The sequence below is a fragment of the Kitasatospora sp. MAA19 genome (assembly GCF_029894125.1).
Taxonomy (GTDB): domain Bacteria; phylum Actinomycetota; class Actinomycetes; order Streptomycetales; family Streptomycetaceae; genus Kitasatospora.
Window position 1 is genome coordinate 1 of the sequence record NZ_JARXYZ010000039.1, and the last position, 18,953, is coordinate 18,953.

The 18,953-nt window shown below is 71.2% G+C and carries 13 protein-coding genes; 3 read left to right on the forward strand and 10 right to left on the reverse strand.

The genetic code is table 11. The annotated features are described in order from the left end of the window. Positions 1-202: hypothetical protein (locus tag P3T27_RS35165; RefSeq protein WP_280685365.1), on the forward strand; the 202-nt coding region annotated here is incomplete at its 5' end. Between the two features lie 179 nt (positions 203-381). Here the strand turns inward: P3T27_RS35165 and P3T27_RS35170 are convergent. The 9 genes from P3T27_RS35170 to eccD all read right to left on the reverse strand — a co-directional run bounded on the left by P3T27_RS35170 (position 382) and on the right by eccD (position 11,399). Further along, positions 382-2,067 (reverse strand): ribonuclease J, encoded by a 1,686-nt coding sequence (locus tag P3T27_RS35170; RefSeq protein ID WP_280685366.1) that lies wholly within the window; start codon positions 2,065-2,067, stop codon positions 382-384. Between the two features lie 170 nt (positions 2,068-2,237). Then, complete coding sequence (gene dapA / locus P3T27_RS35175) at positions 2,238-3,137, reverse strand: 4-hydroxy-tetrahydrodipicolinate synthase (protein WP_280685367.1); 900 nt, start codon at positions 3,135-3,137, stop codon at positions 2,238-2,240. Positions 3,138-3,362: 225 nt separating this feature from the next. Continuing rightward, positions 3,363-4,094 (reverse strand): FAD-dependent thymidylate synthase, encoded by a 732-nt coding sequence (thyX, locus tag P3T27_RS35180; protein WP_280685368.1) that lies wholly within the window; start codon positions 4,092-4,094, stop codon positions 3,363-3,365. Continuing rightward, positions 4,091-4,549, reverse strand: a complete 459-nt coding sequence (locus tag P3T27_RS35185; protein WP_280685369.1) for a tetratricopeptide repeat protein — start codon at positions 4,547-4,549, stop codon at positions 4,091-4,093. The genes thyX and P3T27_RS35185 overlap by 4 nt, the downstream gene beginning before the upstream one ends. A gap of 7 nt (positions 4,550-4,556) precedes the next feature. Further along, on the reverse strand, positions 4,557-5,303 hold the full coding sequence (gene dapB / locus P3T27_RS35190; protein ID WP_280685370.1) for a 4-hydroxy-tetrahydrodipicolinate reductase: 747 nt from the start codon (positions 5,301-5,303) through the stop codon (positions 4,557-4,559). Positions 5,304-5,317: 14 nt separating this feature from the next. Then, the gene (locus P3T27_RS35195; RefSeq protein ID WP_280685371.1) at positions 5,318-6,670 is read right to left on the reverse strand and encodes a pitrilysin family protein; all 1,353 of its coding nucleotides are present in this window, start codon (positions 6,668-6,670) and stop codon (positions 5,318-5,320) included. A 114-nt stretch (positions 6,671-6,784) separates the two neighbouring features. Then, complete coding sequence (locus tag P3T27_RS35200; protein WP_280685372.1) at positions 6,785-8,992, reverse strand: polyribonucleotide nucleotidyltransferase; 2,208 nt, start codon at positions 8,990-8,992, stop codon at positions 6,785-6,787. A gap of 456 nt (positions 8,993-9,448) precedes the next feature. Continuing rightward, positions 9,449-9,739 carry a 30S ribosomal protein S15 gene (rpsO, locus tag P3T27_RS35205; protein ID WP_280685373.1) on the reverse strand — a complete coding sequence of 97 codons (291 nt, stop codon included), beginning with the start codon at positions 9,737-9,739 and terminating at the stop codon, positions 9,449-9,451. A 202-nt stretch (positions 9,740-9,941) separates the two neighbouring features. Next, positions 9,942-11,399, reverse strand: a complete 1,458-nt coding sequence (eccD, locus tag P3T27_RS35210; RefSeq protein WP_280685374.1) for a type VII secretion integral membrane protein EccD — start codon at positions 11,397-11,399, stop codon at positions 9,942-9,944. A gap of 397 nt (positions 11,400-11,796) precedes the next feature. Here eccD and eccCa point away from each other — a divergent pair, with 397 nt between their 5' ends. Further along, entirely contained in the window at positions 11,797-15,741 is a 3,945-nt protein-coding gene (gene eccCa / locus P3T27_RS35215) for a type VII secretion protein EccCa (protein WP_280685375.1), read from the forward strand. Between the two features lie 482 nt (positions 15,742-16,223). Beyond that, positions 16,224-17,630, forward strand: a complete 1,407-nt coding sequence (locus tag P3T27_RS35220; RefSeq protein ID WP_280685376.1) for an APC family permease — start codon at positions 16,224-16,226, stop codon at positions 17,628-17,630. Positions 17,631-17,702: 72 nt separating this feature from the next. On the opposite strand, the gene P3T27_RS35225 is transcribed toward P3T27_RS35220, so the two are convergent. Further along, positions 17,703-18,953 (reverse strand): hypothetical protein, encoded by a 1,251-nt coding sequence (locus P3T27_RS35225; RefSeq protein ID WP_280685377.1) that lies wholly within the window; start codon positions 18,951-18,953, stop codon positions 17,703-17,705.

Below are 18,953 nucleotides of genomic sequence, written 5' to 3' on the forward strand. Positions count from 1 at the left end.
AAAGGAATCTCCAACCCCAGAAGAATCTGAGGCCGGGGATGTCAACATATCTGGCGTTGACTTTTGGCACGCTGTTGAGTTCTCAAGGAACGGACACTTCCTTCGGACCGCCTTCCAGCGGGCCCTCCGGGCGCTTCGTTCTTTCGTGTTTCCAGCTTATCAGATGTTTTCCGCTCCGTTTTCCGGAGTTTCATTTACCTGATCGGCTTTCGCCTTTCGGCGCTCCCGAACTCTATCAGAGTTTCTCGGGCCGTTTTCCGCGGTCCTTCTCGAATTCATATTCGAGGGCTTCCTGCGGGGCCGTCCCGTGGGGCAACCCGGAGAACATTACGCACCGGGCTGCCCCACGTCAAACCAGCCGTGGACCGGCCGCCGGGGTGCTTAGACCTCGACGACGACCGGCAGGATCATCGGCCGGCGGCGGTAGTTGTCCGCCACCCACTTGCCGATGGTCCGGCGGACCAGTTGCTGCACCTGACGGGGCTCCAGGACACCGTCGCTCGCCGAGCGGTCCAGGGCCTCCTGGAGCCTGGCGGCGACCGGCGTGAACGCGCTGTCCTCGATGCCGGAGCCGCGCGCCTGGATGGTCGGGCTGCCCACGATCTTGCCGTTGGTCGAGTCGACCGCGACGAAGACCGAGATGAAGCCCTCCTCGCCGAGGATCCTGCGGTCCTTGAGCGAGGCCTCGGTGATGTCGCCGACCGAGGCGCCGTCCACGTAGACGTACCCGGCCTGGACCTTGCCGACGATCCGGGCGACGCCCTTCTCCAGGTCGACGCAGACGCCGTCCTCGGCGATGACCACGCGGTTGCGCGGAATGCCGGTGGCGATGCCCAGCTCGGCGGCGGCCCGCAGGTGGCGCCACTCGCCGTGGACCGGCATCAGGTTGCGCGGCTTGCAGATGTTGAAGAAGTACAGCAGCTCGCCGGCCGAGGCGTGGCCGGAGACGTGCACCTTGGCGTTGCCCTTGTGCACGACCTTGGCGCCCCAGCGGGTGAGGCCGTTGATCACCCGGTAGACGGCGTTCTCGTTGCCCGGGATGAGCGAGGACGCCAGGACGACGGTGTCGCCCTCGACGATGCGGATCTGGTGGTCGCGGTTGGCCATCCGGGACAGCGCGGCCATCGGCTCGCCCTGCGAGCCGGTACAGATCAGCACGACCTCCTTGTCCGGCAGGTCGTCCAGCTGCTTGACGTCCACGACCATGTTGCCGGGGACCTTCAGGTAGCCGAGGTCGCGGGCGATGCCCATGTTGCGGACCATCGAGCGGCCGACGAAGGCGACCTTGCGCTTGTACTCGTGCGCGGCGTCCAGCACCTGCTGGATGCGGTGCACGTGGCTGGCGAAGGAGGCGACGATGATGCGCTTGTCCGCGTTCGCGAAAACGTTTCGCAGCGCGGCCGAGATGTCGCGCTCGTGCGGGATGAAGCCGGGGACCTCGGCGTTGGTGGAGTCCACCAGCAGCAGGTCCATGCCCTCCTCGGCCAGCTTGGCGAAGGTCGGCAGGTCGGTGAGGCGGCCGTCGAGCGGCAACTGGTCCATCTTGAAGTCACCGGTGGCGACGACCATGCCGGCGGGCGTGCGCACGGCGACCGCGAGCGCGTCCGGGATGGAGTGGTTGACCGCGATGAACTCGCAGTCGAAGGGGCCGATGCGCTCGCGCTCGCCCTCCTTGACCTCCAGCACGTACGGCCGGATGCGGTGCTCGACGAGCTTGGCCTCGATCAGGGCGAGGGTCAGCTTGGAGCCGATCAGCGGGATGTCCGGGTTCTCCCGCAGGAGGAACGGGACGGCGCCGATGTGGTCCTCGTGCCCGTGGGTGAGGACGATGCCGTCGATCTTGTCGAGGCGGTCCCGGATGTAGCTGAAGTCCGGGAGGATCAGGTCCACGCCGGGCTGCTCGTCCTCGGGGAAGAGGACGCCGCAGTCGACGATCAGAATGCGGTCCCCGAATTCGAGGACCGTCATGTTGCGGCCGATCTCGCCCAAGCCGCCGAGCGGAGTGATGCGGAGGGCGCCCTCCTTCAGGGCCGGGGGCGCGCCGAGTTCGGGATGCGGGTGGCTCAAAAGACTCTCCTCACGACGCACGCCACATGCCCGGGGTCCTCCCCCTGGAGACATATGGCGTGCGTACTCAGTGTCGTTTTCCTACCGGGTCTGTGCTCTCGCGCCTTCGATCCGGTCCAGCGGCGGGCCCGTGAGGGTCCGGCGAGCCGGGGCGCGCACGTCTTTGTCTGCTACAGGTGTACCCCGCCGGCGGCGAGATCCTTCGTCAATTGCGCGATCTCCTCGGGAGTCGCACCGACCAGGGGCAGCCGCAGCGGACCGGCCGGCAGTCCCTGGAGCTCCAGGGCGGCCTTGGCCAGGATGACTCCCTGCGTGCGGAACATACCGCTGAACACCGGGAGCAGGCTCTGGTGGATCGCCGTGGCCTTGGCCACATCGCCGGCCAGGTAGGCCTCGATCATCGCACGCAGTTCACCGGCCACGACGTGTCCGACGACGCTGACCACGCCGGCGGCGCCGACGGACAGCAGCGGCAGGTTCAGGATGTCGTCCCCGGAGTACCAGGCGAGGTCGGAGCGGGCGATGGCCCAGGCGGCGGCGCCGAGGTCGCCCTTGGCGTCCTTGTTGGCGACGATCCGCGGGTGCTCGCCGAGCCGGACCAGCGTCTCGTGGCTCAGCGCGACGCCGCTGCGGCCCGGGATGTCGTACAGCATGACCGGCAGCCCGGTGGCGTCGGCGATGTGCACGGTGTGCCGGTACAGGCCCTCCTGCGGGGGCTTGCTGTAGTACGGCGTGACGACCAGCAGGCCGTGGGCTCCGGCGGCCTCCGCCTGCCGGGCCAGTTCGGCGCTGTGGTGGGTGTCGTTGGTGCCGACGCCCGCCACCACGTGGGCGCGGTCCCCGACCGCCTCCACCACGGCGCGGACGAGCTGGGCCTTCTCGGCGTCGCTGGTGGTCGGGGACTCCCCGGTGGTGCCGTTGACGACGAGGCCGTCGTTGCCGGAGTCCACGAGGTGCGTGGCGAGGCGCTGGGCGCCGTCGAGGTCGAGTCCGCCGTCGGCGGTGAACGGGGTGACCATCGCGGTCAGGACCCGGCCGAACGGGGTCTGGGGGGTGGAGGTCGGAGCCATGCGTCCAAAGCTACTCGTAGGCGGTGGGACGGTACCCATGCCGGTCCAGGGTTCGGACAGGGCATGCGCGGTGAGCGGCGGAAACAGGCGGTGGGTGGGATCCCGGTGCTGCCCGCTCGGGGGTTCGGGCAGCACCGGAATCCGTGTTCACGAATGTAGGGAGCGGCCAGAAAAGCCGCAATCCAGACATGCCCGACACTCGGTCCATATGCCTATCGTCCCAGGTCAGGGAGCGACCCGGCCGTGCTTCTCGAAGGCCGCATGGGTGAGCGGCATGAGCCGCGCCCACTCCTGCTCCATCTGTTCGGCGACCATCTCGATCTCGCGCTGCGGGAAGGACGGCACCGCCGAGTTCTCTCGCTTGGTCCGCAGCGACAGGAAGTGCATCAGCGAGCGGGAGTTGCAGGTCGCGTACATCGAGGAGAACAGGCCGACCGGCAGCACCGCGCGGGCCACCTCGCGGGCCACGCCGGCCGCCAGCATCTCCTGGTAGCGCGCGTAGGCCTCGCGGTACGCGGCCTCCATCGCCTCGGTGGTGGTCTTGTGCTGCTCGGGGGTTCCGTCGACGAACTCGTAGCGGCCCGGGCGGCCCTGCTGGACGAGCTTGCGCTCCTCCGCCGGGACGTAGAAGACCGGCTGCAGCTCGCGGTAGCGGCCGGACTCCTCGTTGTAGGACCAGCCGCTGCGGTGCCGGTGGAACTCGCGGAACACGAAGATCGGCGCGCTGATGAAGAAGGTCATCGAGTTGTGCTCGAAGGGGGTGCCGTGCCGGTCCCGCATCAGGAAGTTGATCAGGCCCTTGGACTTCTCGGGGTCCTGCTGGACCGCCTCCAGGGACTGCTCCCCCGCGGTCGAGACGCGGGCCGCCCAGATGACGTCCGAGTCGGCGGCCGCGCTGCGGACCAGTTCCACGGTCACGTCGCTGCGGAAGCTGGGGGCCGTCGGTTCGTCGCTCACGCGTTACTCCTTGCGGGTTCGGTGCTGTGCAGCTTGATGGCGTGCTGCATGGTCTTGCGGGCGCGCGGGGTGTCGCCGGCGTCGGCGTACGCCACCGCGAGGCGGAACCAGACCCGCCAGTCGCCCGGCGCGGCCTCCGCCTCGCCCTGGCGGCGGGCGAACACCGCGTCGGCCGAGGCCCGGTCGATCCGCCCGCCGGTGGTGCGCTTGAGCTCGTCCACCGGCAGGCCGCCCTCGGCCTCCAGCTCCCGGGCGAGCTGCTCGCTGGCCCGGCCGAAGCGGACGGTCTGGCGCAGGAACCAGACGCCGATCACCGGGATGACGAAGGCGCAGAGGCCGATGCCGATGCCCAGCGGCTTGCCGGTGGCGACCAGCTGGACGCCCTCCCCGACACAGAGCAGGGCGACCAGCAGCAGTACGCCGGACAGGACGAAGAAACCGGTACGGGACGTCATGACGGGCTCACAGATCCAGGAAGTGTTCGAGGCCCAGGGTGAGGCCCGGCGTCTCGACGACCTTGCGCACGCCCAGCAGGATGCCCGGCATGAAGCTGCTGTGGTGCAGCGAGTCGTGCCGGATGGTGAGCGTCTCGCCGGTGTCGCCGAACATCACCTGCTGGTGGGCGAGCAGCCCGCGCAGCCGGACGGCGTGCACCGGCACCCCGTCCACGTCGGCGCCGCGCGCGCCGGGCAGGCTGTGGGTGGTCGGGTCCTGCTGCGGCGGCCGGCCGGCCTCGGCGCGGGCGGCGGCGATCAGCTGCGCGGTGCGGGTGGCGGTGCCGCTGGGGGCGTCGGCCTTGCGGTCGTGGTGCAGCTCGACCACCTCGACCGACTCGAAGTACTTCGCCGCCGTCTGGGCGAACTTCATGCCGAGCACCGCGCCGATGGAGAAGTTCGGCGCGATCAGCAGGCCCAGCTCCGGGGCCTGGTCGAGCCAGCCGCGGACGGTGGCCAGCCGCTCGTCCGTCCAGCCGGTCGTGCCGGTGACCACGTGGATGCCGTGGTGCAGGCAGTAGTCGAGGTTGCCCATCACCGAGTCCGGGTGGGTGAGCTCGACGGCGACCTGGACACCGGCCGCGGTCAGCTCCTCCAGCGCGGACCCGCGGCCGAGGGTGGCGACCAGGTCGAGGTCCGGCGCGGCCTCGACGGCCTTGACCGCCTCGGAGCCGATCCGGCCGTTGGCTCCGATCACGGCGACACGCAGCGTCATAGTGAAATGTCCTCTCACACCAGCAGATCGACGAGCTTGGCGGCCCGCTTGTCGTTGACCGGGCCGATCAGCGCCAGCGACGGCCGGTACGCGCCCAGCACATCACGGGCCACCGCCTGGACGTCGTCCAGGGTCACGGCCGCGATCCGCGCCAGCATGTCGTCCACCGACAGGTGGTGCCCGTAGCTCAGCTCGGCCTTGCCGATCCGGTTCATCAGCGAACCGGTGTCCTCCATGCCCAGCACGGTGGAGCCGGAGATCTGGCCGATCGCCCGCTGCAGCTCCTCCTCGGTGATGCCCTCGGCGACCACCTTGGCCAGCTCCTCGCGGCAGATCCGCAGCACCTCCTCGACCCGCTTGGGCTGGCAGCCGGCGTAGATGCCGAACAGGCCGCTGTCCGCGTAGGACGAGGAGTACGAGTACACCGAGTACGCCAGGCCGCGCTTCTCCCGGACCTCCTGGAACAGCCGGGAGCTCATCCCGCCGCCGAGGGCCGCGTTGAGCACGCCCATCGCCCAGCGGCGCTCGTCGTGCCGCGGCACCCCGGGCAGACCCAGCACCAGGTGGGCCTGTTCGGTGGAGCGGTTGAGCACCTCGACCCGGCCGGCCGTGCGCAGCGTCTTGACGCCGCGGCGGGCCTCGGCGGGGGCCGCGGTGGACTGGGCCAGCACCGGCGCGAAGGCCTGCTCGACCTGCTTGACCACCTTGCGGTGGTCGAGGTTGCCGGCGGCGGAGACGACCAGGTTCTCGGGCCGGTAGCGGCGGCGGTAGAAGCCGGCGATCTGGTCCCGGGTGAGCGCCTTGATGGTCTCCTGGGTGCCGAGGATCGGGCGGCCGAGCGGGCCGCTGCCGAAGATCACCTTGGCGAACAGGTCGTGCACCACGTCGCCCGGGTCGTCCTCGGCCATCGCCATCTCCTCGAGGATGACGCCGCGCTCGGAGTCGACGTCCTCGGAGCGGATCAGCGAGCCGGTGACCATGTCGCAGACCACGTCGATGGCCAGCGGCAGGTCGGTGTCCAGGACCCGGGCGTAGTAGCAGGTGTTCTCCTTCGCGGTGAAGGCGTTCATCTCGCCGCCGACCGCGTCCAGGGCGGCCGAGATGTCCAGCGCGCTGCGCCGCTCGGTGCCCTTGAAGAGCAGGTGCTCCAGGTAGTGGGTGGCGCCGTTCAGCTGCGGGGTCTCGTCCCGCGAGCCGACGCCGACCCAGATGCCGAAGGTCGCGGAGCGCACCGTCGGCAGGGTTTCGGTGACGACCCGAAGGCCGCCGGGGAGGACGGTGCGGCGCACCGTGCCGGCGCCGTCGGCGCCCTTGAGCAGGGTCCGGGTGGTGCCGGGGCGCTGCTTCGCCGCCGGGGCCTGAGCCACGGGGGGTACCTCCAGAGGAAACGCGCGTGGGAACGCACGGACGAACGCGGGGCAACAGGGTGCGGCCCGCACGCCGGGAGGCGTACGGGCCGCAAGGGGTCAGCTAGCGGCGCTTCACTCGGAAGCGGCCTCGCCGCCTTCCTCGCCCTCGACGACCGGGATCAGGGAGAGCTTGCCGCGCGGGTCGATCTCGGCGATCTCGACCTGGACCTTGGCGCCGACACCGAGGACGTCCTCGACGTTCTCGACGCGCTTGCCGCCGGCCAGCTTGCGGATCTGCGAGATGTGCAGCAGGCCGTCCTTGCCCGGCATGAGCGAGACGAACGCGCCGAACGTCGTGGTCTTGACCACGGTGCCCAGGTAGCGCTCGCCGACCTCCGGCATGGTCGGGTTGGCGATCTGGTTGATCGTGGTGCGGGCGGCCTCGGCGGCCGGTCCGTCGGCGGCACCGATGTAGATGGTGCCGTCGTCCTCGATCGTGATCTCGGCGCCGGTGTCCTCCTGGATCTGGTTGATCATCTTGCCCTTGGGGCCGATGACCTCGCCGATCTTGTCCACCGGGATCTTGATGGTGATGATGCGCGGCGCGTTCGGGGACATCTCGTCCGGGGAGTCGATGGCCTCGTTCATCACGTCGAGGATGTGCAGGCGGGCGTCGCGGGCCTGCTTCAGCGCGGCGCCGAGCACCGACGCCGGGATGCCGTTGAGCTTGGTGTCCAGCTGCAGCGCGGTGATGAAGTTGCGGGTACCGGCGACCTTGAAGTCCATGTCGCCGTACGCGTCCTCGGCACCGAGGATGTCGGTCAGCGCGACGTAGTGGGTCTCACCGTCGACCTCCTGGGAGATCAGGCCCATGGCGATACCGGCGACGGCGGCCTTCAGCGGCACACCGGCGTTCAGCAGCGACATGGTGGAGGCGCAGACCGAGCCCATCGAGGTGGAGCCGTTGGAGCCGAGCGCCTCGGAGACCTGGCGGATGGCGTACGGGAACTCCTCGCGGGAGGGCAGCACGGGGATGATCGCCCGCTCCGCCAGCGCGCCGTGGCCGATCTCGCGGCGCTTGGGCGCACCCACGCGGCCGGTCTCGCCGACCGAGTACGGCGGGAAGTTGTAGTTGTGCATGTAGCGGCGACGCGTCTCCGGGGAGAGCGTGTCCAGCTGCTGCTCCATGCGCAGCATGTTCAGGGTGGTGACGCCCAGGATCTGGGTCTCGCCACGCTCGAACAGGGCCGAGCCGTGAACGCGCGGGATGGCCTCGACCTCGGCGGCCAGGGTGCGGATGTCGGTGACACCGCGGCCGTCGATGCGGACCTTGTCCTTGATGACGCGCTCGCGGACGATCTTCTTGGTCAGCGCGTTGTAGGCGGCGCTGATCTCCTTCTCGCGGCCCTCGAACTCGGGGAGCAGCTTCTCCGCGGCCAGCGCCTTGACGCGGTCCAGCTCGTTGTTGCGCTCCTGCTTGCCCGGGATGGTGAGGGCCTGCGCGAGCTCGTCCTTGACGGCGGCGGTCAGCGCGGCGAGCACGTCGTCCTGGTAGTCCAGGAAGACCGGGAACTCGCCGGTCGGCTTGGCGGCCTGGGCGGCGAGCTGGGCCTGGGCGGCGCACAGCACCTTGATGAACGGCTTGGCGGCGTCCAGACCGGCGGCGACGACGTCCTCGGTCGGGGCCTCGGCGCCGTCGGCGACCAGCTTGATGGTCTTGTCGGTGGCCTCGGCCTCGACCATCATGATCGCGACGTCGCCGTCCGGCAGGACGCGACCGGCGACGACCATGTCGAAGACGGCCGACTCCAGCTCGCTGTGGGTCGGGAAGGCCACCCACTGGCCCTTGATCAGCGCGACGCGGACGCCGCCGATCGGGCCGGAGAACGGCAGGCCGGCCAGCTGGGTGGACGCGGAGGCGGCGTTGATGGCCACCACGTCGTACAGGTGGTCGGGGTTGAGCGCCATCACGGTGCAGACGACCTGAACCTCGTTGCGCAGGCCCTTGACGAAGGACGGGCGCAGCGGGCGGTCGATCAGGCGGCAGGTGAGGATCGCGTCCTCGGAGGGCCGGCCCTCACGACGGAAGAACGAGCCGGGGATCCGGCCCGCGGCGTACATCCGCTCCTCGACGTCCACGGTCAGCGGGAAGAAGTCGAAGTGCTCCTTCGGCTGCTTGGACGCGCTGGTGGCCGACAGCACCATGGTGTCGTCGTCCAGGTAGGCCACGGCGGAGCCGGCGGCCTGACGGGCCAGACGGCCGGTCTCGAAGCGGATGGTACGGGTGCCGAAGGAACCGTTGTCGATCACGGCCTCGGCGTAGAACACGTTCTCTTCCACCTGGAAGATCTCCTCTTTCGTACGTCTCCGGGAGAGCGTCCCCGCGCTGCCTGCCGGCTGGCCCTGGGTCCTCCCGTCAGGGAGGTGGCAGTCGGGCCGGTCTTCGATCGAAGCCTCCGGGGTGCTCCGCTCGGTCTGCGGGGCTTCCGGGGGCCACTACCGAGGACCGGCGCCTCACGGCTGCCGGGCCGGGGCGGGCGGTCCGCGTCTGGACGCTCTCTCGGATGCGGGCGGCTTCCGTTTGAAGCCTTCGGCCCGCGGGGGGTTCGGGTCCTTCTGCCCGGGTGGCGCGCTGGTGCGCCATCACCCGGCATGCCCACAACCCTACGGTGCAATCCTCGGCCACCAGGGGAGGTGCGCGCGAGTTGTTATGTCCGGGCGCCGCGGTCCGGCACGGCCGCGGCATACGCGCGAGGGGCGGCTCCCCGGTGTGGGGAGCCGCCCCGAGCGGCGTGCTTAGCGGGCGCCGCCGGCGGCACCGCGGCGGATGCCGAGACGGTCGACGAGCGTACGGAAGCGCTCGATGTCCTTCTTGGCCAGGTACTGCAGCAGGCGGCGACGCTGGCCGACCAGGATCAGCAGGCCACGACGCGAGTGGTGGTCGTGCTTGTGGGTCTTGAGGTGCTCGGTCAGGTCCGAGATACGACGGGAGAGCATGGCCACCTGGACCTCGGGGGAGCCGGTGTCGCCCTCCTTGGTGCCGAATTCGGCGATGATCTGCTTCTTGACGTCAGAGGCGAGAGCCACTGCAACTCCTTCAAGGTCTACCGAGCGGTCCTGGTCGACAACACAGGACTCATCGAGAACTCGGTGTCGTGACGGAGCACGGCCGGCGGTCTGCGACCCACCGGGGGCGGACACACGGCTGCGCTCGAAGGCCAAGGGTACCAGTGCCGCCCACCCGGGCCGGTCCGGTCCGGGTGGGCGGGCAGCCGGGCGGTCGGGGCGGTCAGCTGGTGGCGCCGCGGACCAGCCGGTAGATGTCCAGGACGGCGAGCGCCAGCGGGACGAGGGAGATCAGGGTGAGGCTGTCGACCAGGTCCAGGATGCGCCCCCAGAACGGGGAGACGCCGAGCCGCGGCACCACCAGGGCGATCGCGGCGAGCAGTGCGGCGCCGAACGCGATGGAGGCGGCCAGCCAGATGGTGCGCAGGTCGACCTCGGTGGAGCTGGCGGCGCGCAGGATGAACTGCGGCGTGTGCAGGGACAGGCCGACGATCAGCAGGGACAGGCCGAGCAGTCCGGCGATGGTGAGGCTGAAGACCTGCGCGGTGTAGCGGAACAGCCGGGCGCGCAGCATCGTGGCCAGGCCCAGGGCGAGCGCGAGCAGCTCGGGGAACGTCTTGTCGGTGAAGCCGAGGACGGCGCAGGAGCCGACCACGACCGCGGAGCAACCGCCGACCAGGCCGACCAGGACCTCGTGGCCGCGGCGGGCCTGGTGGGCGATCCGCTCGTACTGGACGGCCTCGGCGCGCTCGGCCTGCTCGTCGTAGTCGCGGCTGCGGGTGCGGGTCTGGCCGGGGGCGCTGAAGCCGACGGGCAGCCGGGCGAAGCGGGCGGAGAGGCTGGGCAGGAAGCCGACGGCCGCGACGGCGGTGACGCCGGTGACGGCGGCGATGTGCCCGGCCGGGGTGTCCGGCAGCAGGACGGCGGCGAAGGTGGCGAGCGCGCCGGCGGCCGCGACCAGGGCGGCGGCGACGAACACCGCGTCCTTCTCCGGCAGCAGGCCGACGAGCAGCACGGCGACCACGAGGACGGTGACGCAGCCGGCCAGGAACTGGAGCCGGCCGGGGCCGTCCCACGGGTGGGCGACGGGGAGCAGGCCGCTGCCGCCGATCATGGCGTGCGGCAGGGCGCCGAGGCCGAGCGCGAGGGCGGCGTGGGCGTCCTGGTAGACCCGGGCGCGGACGGCGGCCAGCGCGGTGAGGACGACGGCGGTGACGCCGGCCAGGACCCCGGGCAGGCCGTGCATGTCGTGGCGCAGGTCGGCGAACCAGAGCGCGAAGCCGAGCAGGGTGAGCAGCACTCCGGCGCCGATCAGGCCGAAGGCCCGCATGAGTTCGGCGCTCCAGAACCGGCGGTCGGTCTCGACGGCGCTGGCGATCGCGTCGGCGACGTCGTCGTAGACGGCCGGCGGGAGGGACTCGGCGAAGGGGCGCAGCGCGAGCAGGTCTCCGTCGCGGACCTGCTGGGCGGCGAGCGGCAGGCCGCTGTCGAGGACGGTGCCGTCGCGGCGGACCAGGTGGAAGCCGGTGGGTGCGCCGTCGGGCTGGGTCTGGTTGGCCAGGCGCAGCACCTCGGGGTAGACGTCCGCGAGCGGGACGTCCTCGGGCAGGGCGACGTCGATCCGGCGGTCCGGGGCGACGACGGTGACCCGGCAGTAGCCGGTCGCGGCGGGACTGCTCATCGCCGCACCTCGATCCTTCGACGCACTGGGCGCTCCCCCTTGTTGACGGTGCCGCTGGTCGGCGGTGCCGCGGCACGGCGGCGGTCGGTACGGCTGCTGCGCGGTGGCCGGCGGTCCGTGGAACCGGCCCGGGCGGGCCACCAGTTGGCGCGGCGTTACCCTACCCGGTCGGTTCGTGCCCGGCGCCGGTCCGGGCCGGGGCCCGGGTAGGCGGTACGGGGTCGGGGCCTGGCGGGCGGTGCGGGGGCGACCGTTAGGATCGGCCCCTGCGCGCGGTACGGGGGGCGGCGCCGTGTGGCGCGTCCTCGCCCGCGTGAAACCCGTACGAACCGTACGGGTCCAGTTGCATGAGGGCTGATGCCGAAGTGATCGATCGACGCCGCGGGGTGGATGACACATGGGTGTGATCACGGTCAAGCGCCCGGCCAGGGCCTATCCGCCGGCGGTGCCGGACGAGCCGGTGGAGCTGGTGACCCCGCCCGAACTGCCCCGGCAGGGCCGCGAGGACTGGCTGATGAGCATCCTGCCGATGCTCGGCATGGGCGGCTCGGCGGTGTTCTTCTTCTCGCCGGGCGCGGCGGCCCCGATGAAGATCATGGGCGGTCTGATGATCGCCTCGACGGTCGGCATGGTGCTGGCGCAGATCATGCGGGCCCGCAGGGGCGGTTCGACCGCGATGGCGGACGAGCGGCGCGACTACCTCAAGTACCTGCAGCAGATGCGCCGCCAGGTGCGCCGCACGGCGGAGCGCCAGCGCGGCGCACTGCTGTTCCTGAACCCGGCGCCGGACCAGCTGTGGTCGATCGTGGCGGACGGCCGGCGGCTGTGGGAGCGCCGGACCGGGGACGGCGACTTCGCGCAGATCCGGGTGGGTCTGGGCCCGGTGCAGCTGTCGACGCCGCTGGTGGCTCCGCAGACCGCGCCGATGGACGAGCTGGAGCCGCTGTCGGCCGCCGCGATGCACTCCTTCCTGAAGGCGCACGGCACGCTGCAGGACCTGCCGTTGGCGGTGTCGCTGCGCGCCTTCTACCACATCACGGTGTGCGGGGACGCGGACTCGGTGTACGGCAACGTGCGCGCGATGATCGCCCAACTGACCACTCTGCACTCGCCGGACGACCTGCTGGTCGCGGTGGCCGCGGCCCCGGGCGCGGCGGAGGAGTGGGAGTGGACCAAGTGGCTCCCGCACAACCAGCACCGCAAGGAGGCCGACGGCGCGGGTTCGCGCCGGCTGATCGCCACCGATCTGGCCGAGCTGGAGTTCCTGTTGCAGGACGAGCTGGCCGGCCGCCAGCGGTTCGTCCGGGACGCGGCGCCCGCGCCGGACCAGCCGCACCTGGTGGTGGTGATGGACGGCGCCGGGGTGCCGCACGACTCGCTGCTGGCGAGCCCCGAGGGGGTGCAGGGGGTGACCGTCATCGAGGTGGTGCCGGGCGACCTGGACGAGCCGAGCGGGCACCTGATGGTGACGGTCGGCCCGCAGGAGCTGGAGCTGCGCTCGGCCTCCGGCGCGACGTACACCGGCAAGCCGGACCTGCTCTCGGTCTGGCAGTCCGAGGCGCTGGCACGGCAGTTGGCGCCGTACCGGATCTCGGCCGGCGGGGACGACGAGCCGCTGCTGTCGAACCTGGACTTCACCGACCTGATGAGCTCGGGCGATCCGGGCTCCTTCGACGTGACGCGCAGCTGGCGGCCGCGCGCGCAGCACGAGCGGATGCGGGTGCCGATCGGGGTCGGCGCGAACGGCGAGCACGTCTACCTGGACATCAAGGAGGCCGCGCTGGAGGGCATGGGCCCGCACGGCCTGTGCGTGGGCGCGACCGGCTCCGGCAAGTCGGAGCTGCTGCGCACCCTGGTGCTGGCGCTGGCGATGACGCACTCCTCGGAGATCCTGAACTTCGTCCTCGCCGACTTCAAGGGCGGTGCGACCTTCTCCGGCATGACGGACATGCCGCACACCTCCGCGGTGATCACCAACCTGGAGGGCGAGCTCACCCTGGTCGACCGCATGCGGGACGCGATCGAGGGCGAGCTGCACCGCCGCCAGGAGCTGCTGCGCTCGGCGGGCAACTACGCCAACATCCACGAGTACGAGCGGGCCCGGGCGGCCGGCGCGGCGCTGGACCCGCTGCCCTCGCTGGTGCTGATCATCGACGAGTTCTCCGAACTGCTCACCGCCAAGCCGGACTTCATCGAGATGTTCATCCAGATCGGCCGGATCGGCCGGTCCCTGGGGGTGCACCTGCTGCTGGCCTCGCAGCGCCTGGAGGAGGGCAAGCTGCGCGGCCTGGACACCTACCTCTCCTACCGGATCGGCCTGCGCACCTTCTCCGCGGCCGAGTCCCGGGCGGCGATCGGCGTGCCGGACGCCTACCACCTGCCGCCGGTGCCGGGGGTCGGCTACCTCAAGTTCGGCGAGGACGTGATGGACCGGTTCAAGGCCGCGTACGTCTCGGGGCCCTACCGGGCGCCGGGGCAGCAGCGGTCGACCGGCGGGCGGCGGGTGAACGCCCGCCCGGTGCTGTTCACCGCGGCCCGGGTGGACCTGCCGGAGCCGACCGTGGAGGAGGAGGCGCCGCGGGCCCCGGAGCAGGACGACGCGCTGGTCGACACCGTGCTGGACGTGTTCGTGCAGCGGATGGCGGGCCAGGGCCCGGCCGCGCACCAGGTGTGGCTGCCGCCGCTGGAGGAGGCGCCGAGCATGGACCACCTGCTGCCGCCGCTGCAGGTGGTGCCGGAGCGCGGGCTGACCGCGCCCGGCTTCCCGGTGGGCCGGCTGCGGGTGCCGATCGGCATCGTGGACAAGCCGCGCGAGCAGAAGACCGACATCCTGGCGGTCGACTACGCGGGGGCGGCCGGCCACGGCCTGATCGTGGGCGGCCCGCGCTCGGGCAAGTCGACGGTGGTGCGCACCACGGTGGCCTCGTTCGGGCTCACCCACACCCCGCTGGAGGTGCAGTTCTACCTGCTGGACTTCGGCGCGGGCAGCTTCCAGTCGCTGGCCGGGCTGCCGCACGTCGGCGGGGTGGCCGGGCGTCTGGACGTCGACAAGGTGCGCCGGATGGTCTCCGAGGTGCACGGGGTGCTGAACCGGCGCGAGGAGCTGTTCCGCGCCGCGGGCATCGACACCATCGGGACGTACCGGGCCCGCCGGGCGGCCGGGCAGCTGCCGGACGAGGCGTTCGGCGACGTGTTCCTGGTGATCGACGGCTGGAACACCTTCAAGCAGGAGTTCGAGGCGCTGGAGCCGGTGATCGGCGACATCGCCCAGCGCGGCCTCGGCTACGGCGTCCACCTGATCGTCACCGCGGCCCGGTACGCGGAGGTGCGTCCGGCGCTGAAGGACCTGTTGCAGAACCGGACCGAGCTGAAGCTCGGCGACGCGATGGAGTCCGAGGTCGACCGCCGGGTGGCGCAGAACGTCCCGGCGCTGGCCGGGCGCGGCATCACCCCGGAGCGGCTGCACTTCCTGTCCGGCCTGCCGCGGCTGGACGGCGCCTCCACGGTGGAGGACCTGCAGGACGGGGTGGCCGGCCTGGTCACCGCCGTCGCCGGGGCCTGGACCGGCCCGCGCGCGCCGCAGGTGCGGATGCTGCCGGCCGTCCTGGACGGGGCCTCGCTGCCGAAGGGCTTCGAGCACCCGGAGCGCGGGATCGCCTTCGGCGTGGACGAGGCCGAGCTGGCGCCGGCGTTCGTGAACTTCGAGACCGACCCGCTGTTCATCGTCTTCGGCGACACCGAGTCGGGGAAGTCCGCGCTGCTGCGGATGCTGATCAAGCAGATCACCGAGCGGTACACCCCGGACCAGGCGGGCATCGTGGTCGGTGACTACCGGCGCGCGCTGCTGGGCACCGTGCCGCCGGAGTACCTGGTGGAGTACGCGGCCGCGCAGCCGGCCATGGCGACCATCGTGGACATGCTGCGCGGGGCCTGCGCGCGCCGCCTGCCGGGCCCGGACGTGACCGCCGAGCAGCTGCGCAACCGCAGCTGGTACAGCGGCAAGGACATGTTCGTGATCGTGGACGACTACGAGCTGGTCGCGACGAGCTCGGGCAACCCGCTGGCGCCGCTGGCGGAGTTCCTGCCGTTCGCCCGGGACATCGGCCTGCGGGTGATCGTGGCCCGCAGCGCGGGCGGCGCCGGCCGCTCGCTGTACGAGCCGGTGCTGCAGCGGATGCGCGAGCTGGGCGGGCAGGGCGTGATCCTCTCCGGGAACCGGGACGAGGGCGCGCTGCTGGGGACGGTCAAGCCGATGCCGCTGCCGCCGGGCCGCGGGGTGTACGTGTCGCGCCGGGCGACCGGCGGGCAGATGGTCCAGACGGGCTGGCTGCCGCTGGTGTGAGGACGCCGGCGCCACCGCGCCGACGACTACGGACAGTGATGGAGGGGTCGGGCTCGCAGGAGCCCGGCCCCTTTCGCGTCCCAGGTGTCGAAACGTTACCTAGATCTTTCCGGGTCGGGGCTGCGGTTCTCGTACCCCGCCCGAGGGTTGCGGCGGCCCGCGGGGGCGCCTGGACGTATCGCCTTCCGACTCCGCCAGCACCTTTGAATGGCGGTCTGCAACACTCCGTTCACCTTGGATTCAAGTGCAATGTGGCAGAGGTAACAAGTCGGACAAACCTCACAATGACCGTGCGTGATCATCGGATCGCATGTTTATGCCCTTCCGCGCAACGGATTCCGAAGCATTCGAGCCATTGACGCAATCAATACGCCAAGGTTCCATTGCGCCCCAGGAGCGACCGGACCAGAACCCGAGCAGCCAGCCAGCGGAGGCGATACCGCTCCCACCCACAGGACCGCACAGAGTCGATCGGAAGCCACATGACCGACACGCTTCGCCCGCCACGCGCCGCGACCACCGCGACGGCCGACACCGGCGCCGCGCCCCAGCAGCTCAAGCGCTCGATCGGCGTCGTGGGCGGGACACTGCTCACCCTGTCCTGCGTCACCCCGGCTTCCACACTCTTCGTGATCGTGCCTGAGCTGTTCTCCAGCATCGGCAGCGCCACCGCCCTGGCCATCGCCATCGGCACCGTCCTGTGCGTCGCCGTCGCGTTCTGCTACTCCGAGCTCGGCACCCTGATCCCCAGCGCCGGCGGCGAGTACGCGATGGTCGGCACCCTGGCCGGACGGCTGGCCGGCTGGCTGGTCTTCGTGCTCTCGCTGATCGTGGTGATGATCGTCCCCTCGGTCATCGCCCTCGGCACCGCCGACTACCTCGCCCCCGTGCTGCACCTCGACAAGGCCATGACCGGCGCCGCCGTGATGCTCGCCGCCACCCTGGCCGGCCTGCTCGACCTGCGCGCCAACGCCTGGATCACCGGCGTCTTCCTGGTCCTGGAGGTCATCGCGGCCGGCGTCGTCTCGGTGCTCGGCTTCTCCCACGCCAACAGCGGCGCCCCCAGCCTGCTGCACGGCGTGGTCACCGGGGACGGCGGCGCCACCACCACGGTGAGCATCGGCGCCATCGTCGGCGCGCTCGGCATCGCCCTGTTCATCACCCAGGGCTTCTCCACCGCCGTCTACCTCTCCGAGGAGCTGGAGAACCCCCGCCGCAACGTCTCCCGCACCGTGCTGTGGACGCTCGGCATCTCCTCCGCCGTCATCCTGGTCCCGGTCGTCGCCATCACCATGGGCGCCCCCGACCTGCAGACCCTGAGCTCCGGCGACATCTCCGGCATGGTCACCGCGTGGAGCAACTCCGCGGTCGGCACCTTCATCAGCCTCTGCGTCGCGCTGGCCATCATCAACGCCGGCATCGTCATGGTCATCCAGAACTCCCGGGTGCTGTTCGCCTCCGCCCGCGACAAGGCCTGGCCCGAGCCGGTCAACAAGGCCTTCGGCACCCTCGGCCGGTTCGGCTCCCCGTGGGTCGCCACCCTGGCCGTCGGCCTGCCCGGCGCCGCGCTCTGCTTCGTCAAGGGCGCGCTGCTCAGCAACATCACCGGCGTCGCCGTCACCGGGATGTACCTGCTGGTCGCGATCGCCGCGCTGCTCTCCCGCCGCGCCCACCACAAGCACGCCGCCGCCTGGCGGATGCCGCTGTGGCCGGCCGTCCCGGTGGTGCTGATCGCCGTCCTGGTGTACGTGATGACCCAGCTGGACACCGAGCCCCTGCTGTGGACCGGCGGCATCACCGCCGCCGCCACCCTCTACTGGCTGTTCTACCTGCGCCCCCGGCAGGACACCCGCTGGGTGATCAGCCTCCCCGAGGACCAGCAGTCCTGACCCCCACCCCTCCCCCACACGGCAGTGCCCCGGGCTCCCCCGGCCCGGGGCACCGCCACTTCTCGTCTCGCGTTACTTCTTGAGCTTCCACTCCGGGCTGGTGGCGATCGCCTTCAGCTGATCCAGGGTGAGCAGCGGCTTGCCGGTCGACCCCTGGGCGGCCATGACGCGCAGGTCACCCCGCAGGAGGTCCGCCATCTGCTGGTTCTTCGGGTTGGACGTGCCCGGGCCGTAGAGCTTGAGCCTGCCCCCTTCGGGAAGGACGGTCGCGCCCTCGAACAGCTTCTCCGTCGTCGGATCGCCCGGCTGTTGGACCAGCTTCTGCACCCGCAGGAGCAGCGATCCGGTGGTCGTCCCCTGGGCCAGCTGGACCTCGGCGAGGACCTCGTTACCGTCGATCTTGGTCACGGTCACGCCGGCGGGCAGCAGCTTGGCCAGGACCGCCTTACGGTCGTCCAGGGACAGCCCGGGGTCCTGCTGCGAGTTGTCGACACCGTCGGGCTGGAGCGCCGCGACGATCCGGTCCCAGGACTTGTCGGTGACGACGGCCTTCAACTGGTCCAGGGTGAGCGGCGGGTTGGGGCGGCTGTCGGGCGAGCCCTTCTCCTGCGCCGCGTTCCACTCGCTCATCATGATCTCCCGGCCGTCCGGCCCGGTCAGCACCGCCAGCCACTCCTTGGTGGTGGCACGGCCGTCCGGGTACTCGTAGCCCTGGCTGAGGAACAGCTTGGAGCCGTCCGCCAGCGTGGTGACCGCGCACGAGTCGATCCGGTTGATCTTGGGGTCCGGGCAGGAGCGGTCCTGGGTCTGCCCCTTGCGGTGCTTCTGGATCCCGATCTGGAGCAGCGACTTGCCGTGGCCGTCGTCGAACACCAGGTCCGCGCCCGCGAAGGTGCCCTTCGCCGGCCCGTCGTTCGTGCCTCGGCCCTTGGCCTCGGTGGTCTCGCCCTTGGGGAGCAGGGCCTGGAAGGCGGCCAGCACCTCGTCGCCGGTGACCGCGGGCGCCGCCGAGGCGGACGAGGCGGAGGCCGGGGTCGCCGAGCCGGTGGCGCTGCCCGCGCCGCCGGCCGTGCTCGGGGCGGCGGCCGCGCTCACCGTCGCCGTGCTCGACGGGGAGGAGCCGGTGAGGTACACCGCGCCGGTGCCCACCAGGGCCAGCGCGGCCGCGCCGCCCACCACCGCGACGGTCGAGCGGCGGCGCCAGCGGCGGCGGCCGCGCTGGTACCCGCCCGCGACCAGGTCGGACTGCTCGGTGCGGAAACCCTCACCCGTGCGGGTGATGGCGTAGAGAAGATCGTCCTCGAACTTGTCCGGTTCGGACAT

Bases quoted from the DNA above. Each gene is read 5' to 3' on its own strand.
- dapA (WP_280685367.1), bottom strand. From the start codon at position 3,137: ATGGCTCCGACCTCCACCCCCCAGACCCCGTTCGGCCGGGTCCTGACC.
- P3T27_RS35185 (WP_280685369.1), bottom strand. From the start codon at position 4,549: ATGACGTCCCGTACCGGTTTCTTCGTCCTGTCCGGCGTACTGCTGCTG.
- dapB (WP_280685370.1), bottom strand. From the start codon at position 5,303: ATGACGCTGCGTGTCGCCGTGATCGGAGCCAACGGCCGGATCGGCTCC.
- eccD (WP_280685374.1), bottom strand. From the start codon at position 11,399: ATGAGCAGTCCCGCCGCGACCGGCTACTGCCGGGTCACCGTCGTCGCC.
- eccCa (WP_280685375.1), top strand. From the start codon at position 11,797: ATGGGTGTGATCACGGTCAAGCGCCCGGCCAGGGCCTATCCGCCGGCG.
- P3T27_RS35220 (WP_280685376.1), top strand. From the start codon at position 16,224: ATGACCGACACGCTTCGCCCGCCACGCGCCGCGACCACCGCGACGGCC.
- P3T27_RS35225 (WP_280685377.1), bottom strand. From the start codon at position 18,953: ATGTCCGAACCGGACAAGTTCGAGGACGATCTTCTCTACGCCATCACC.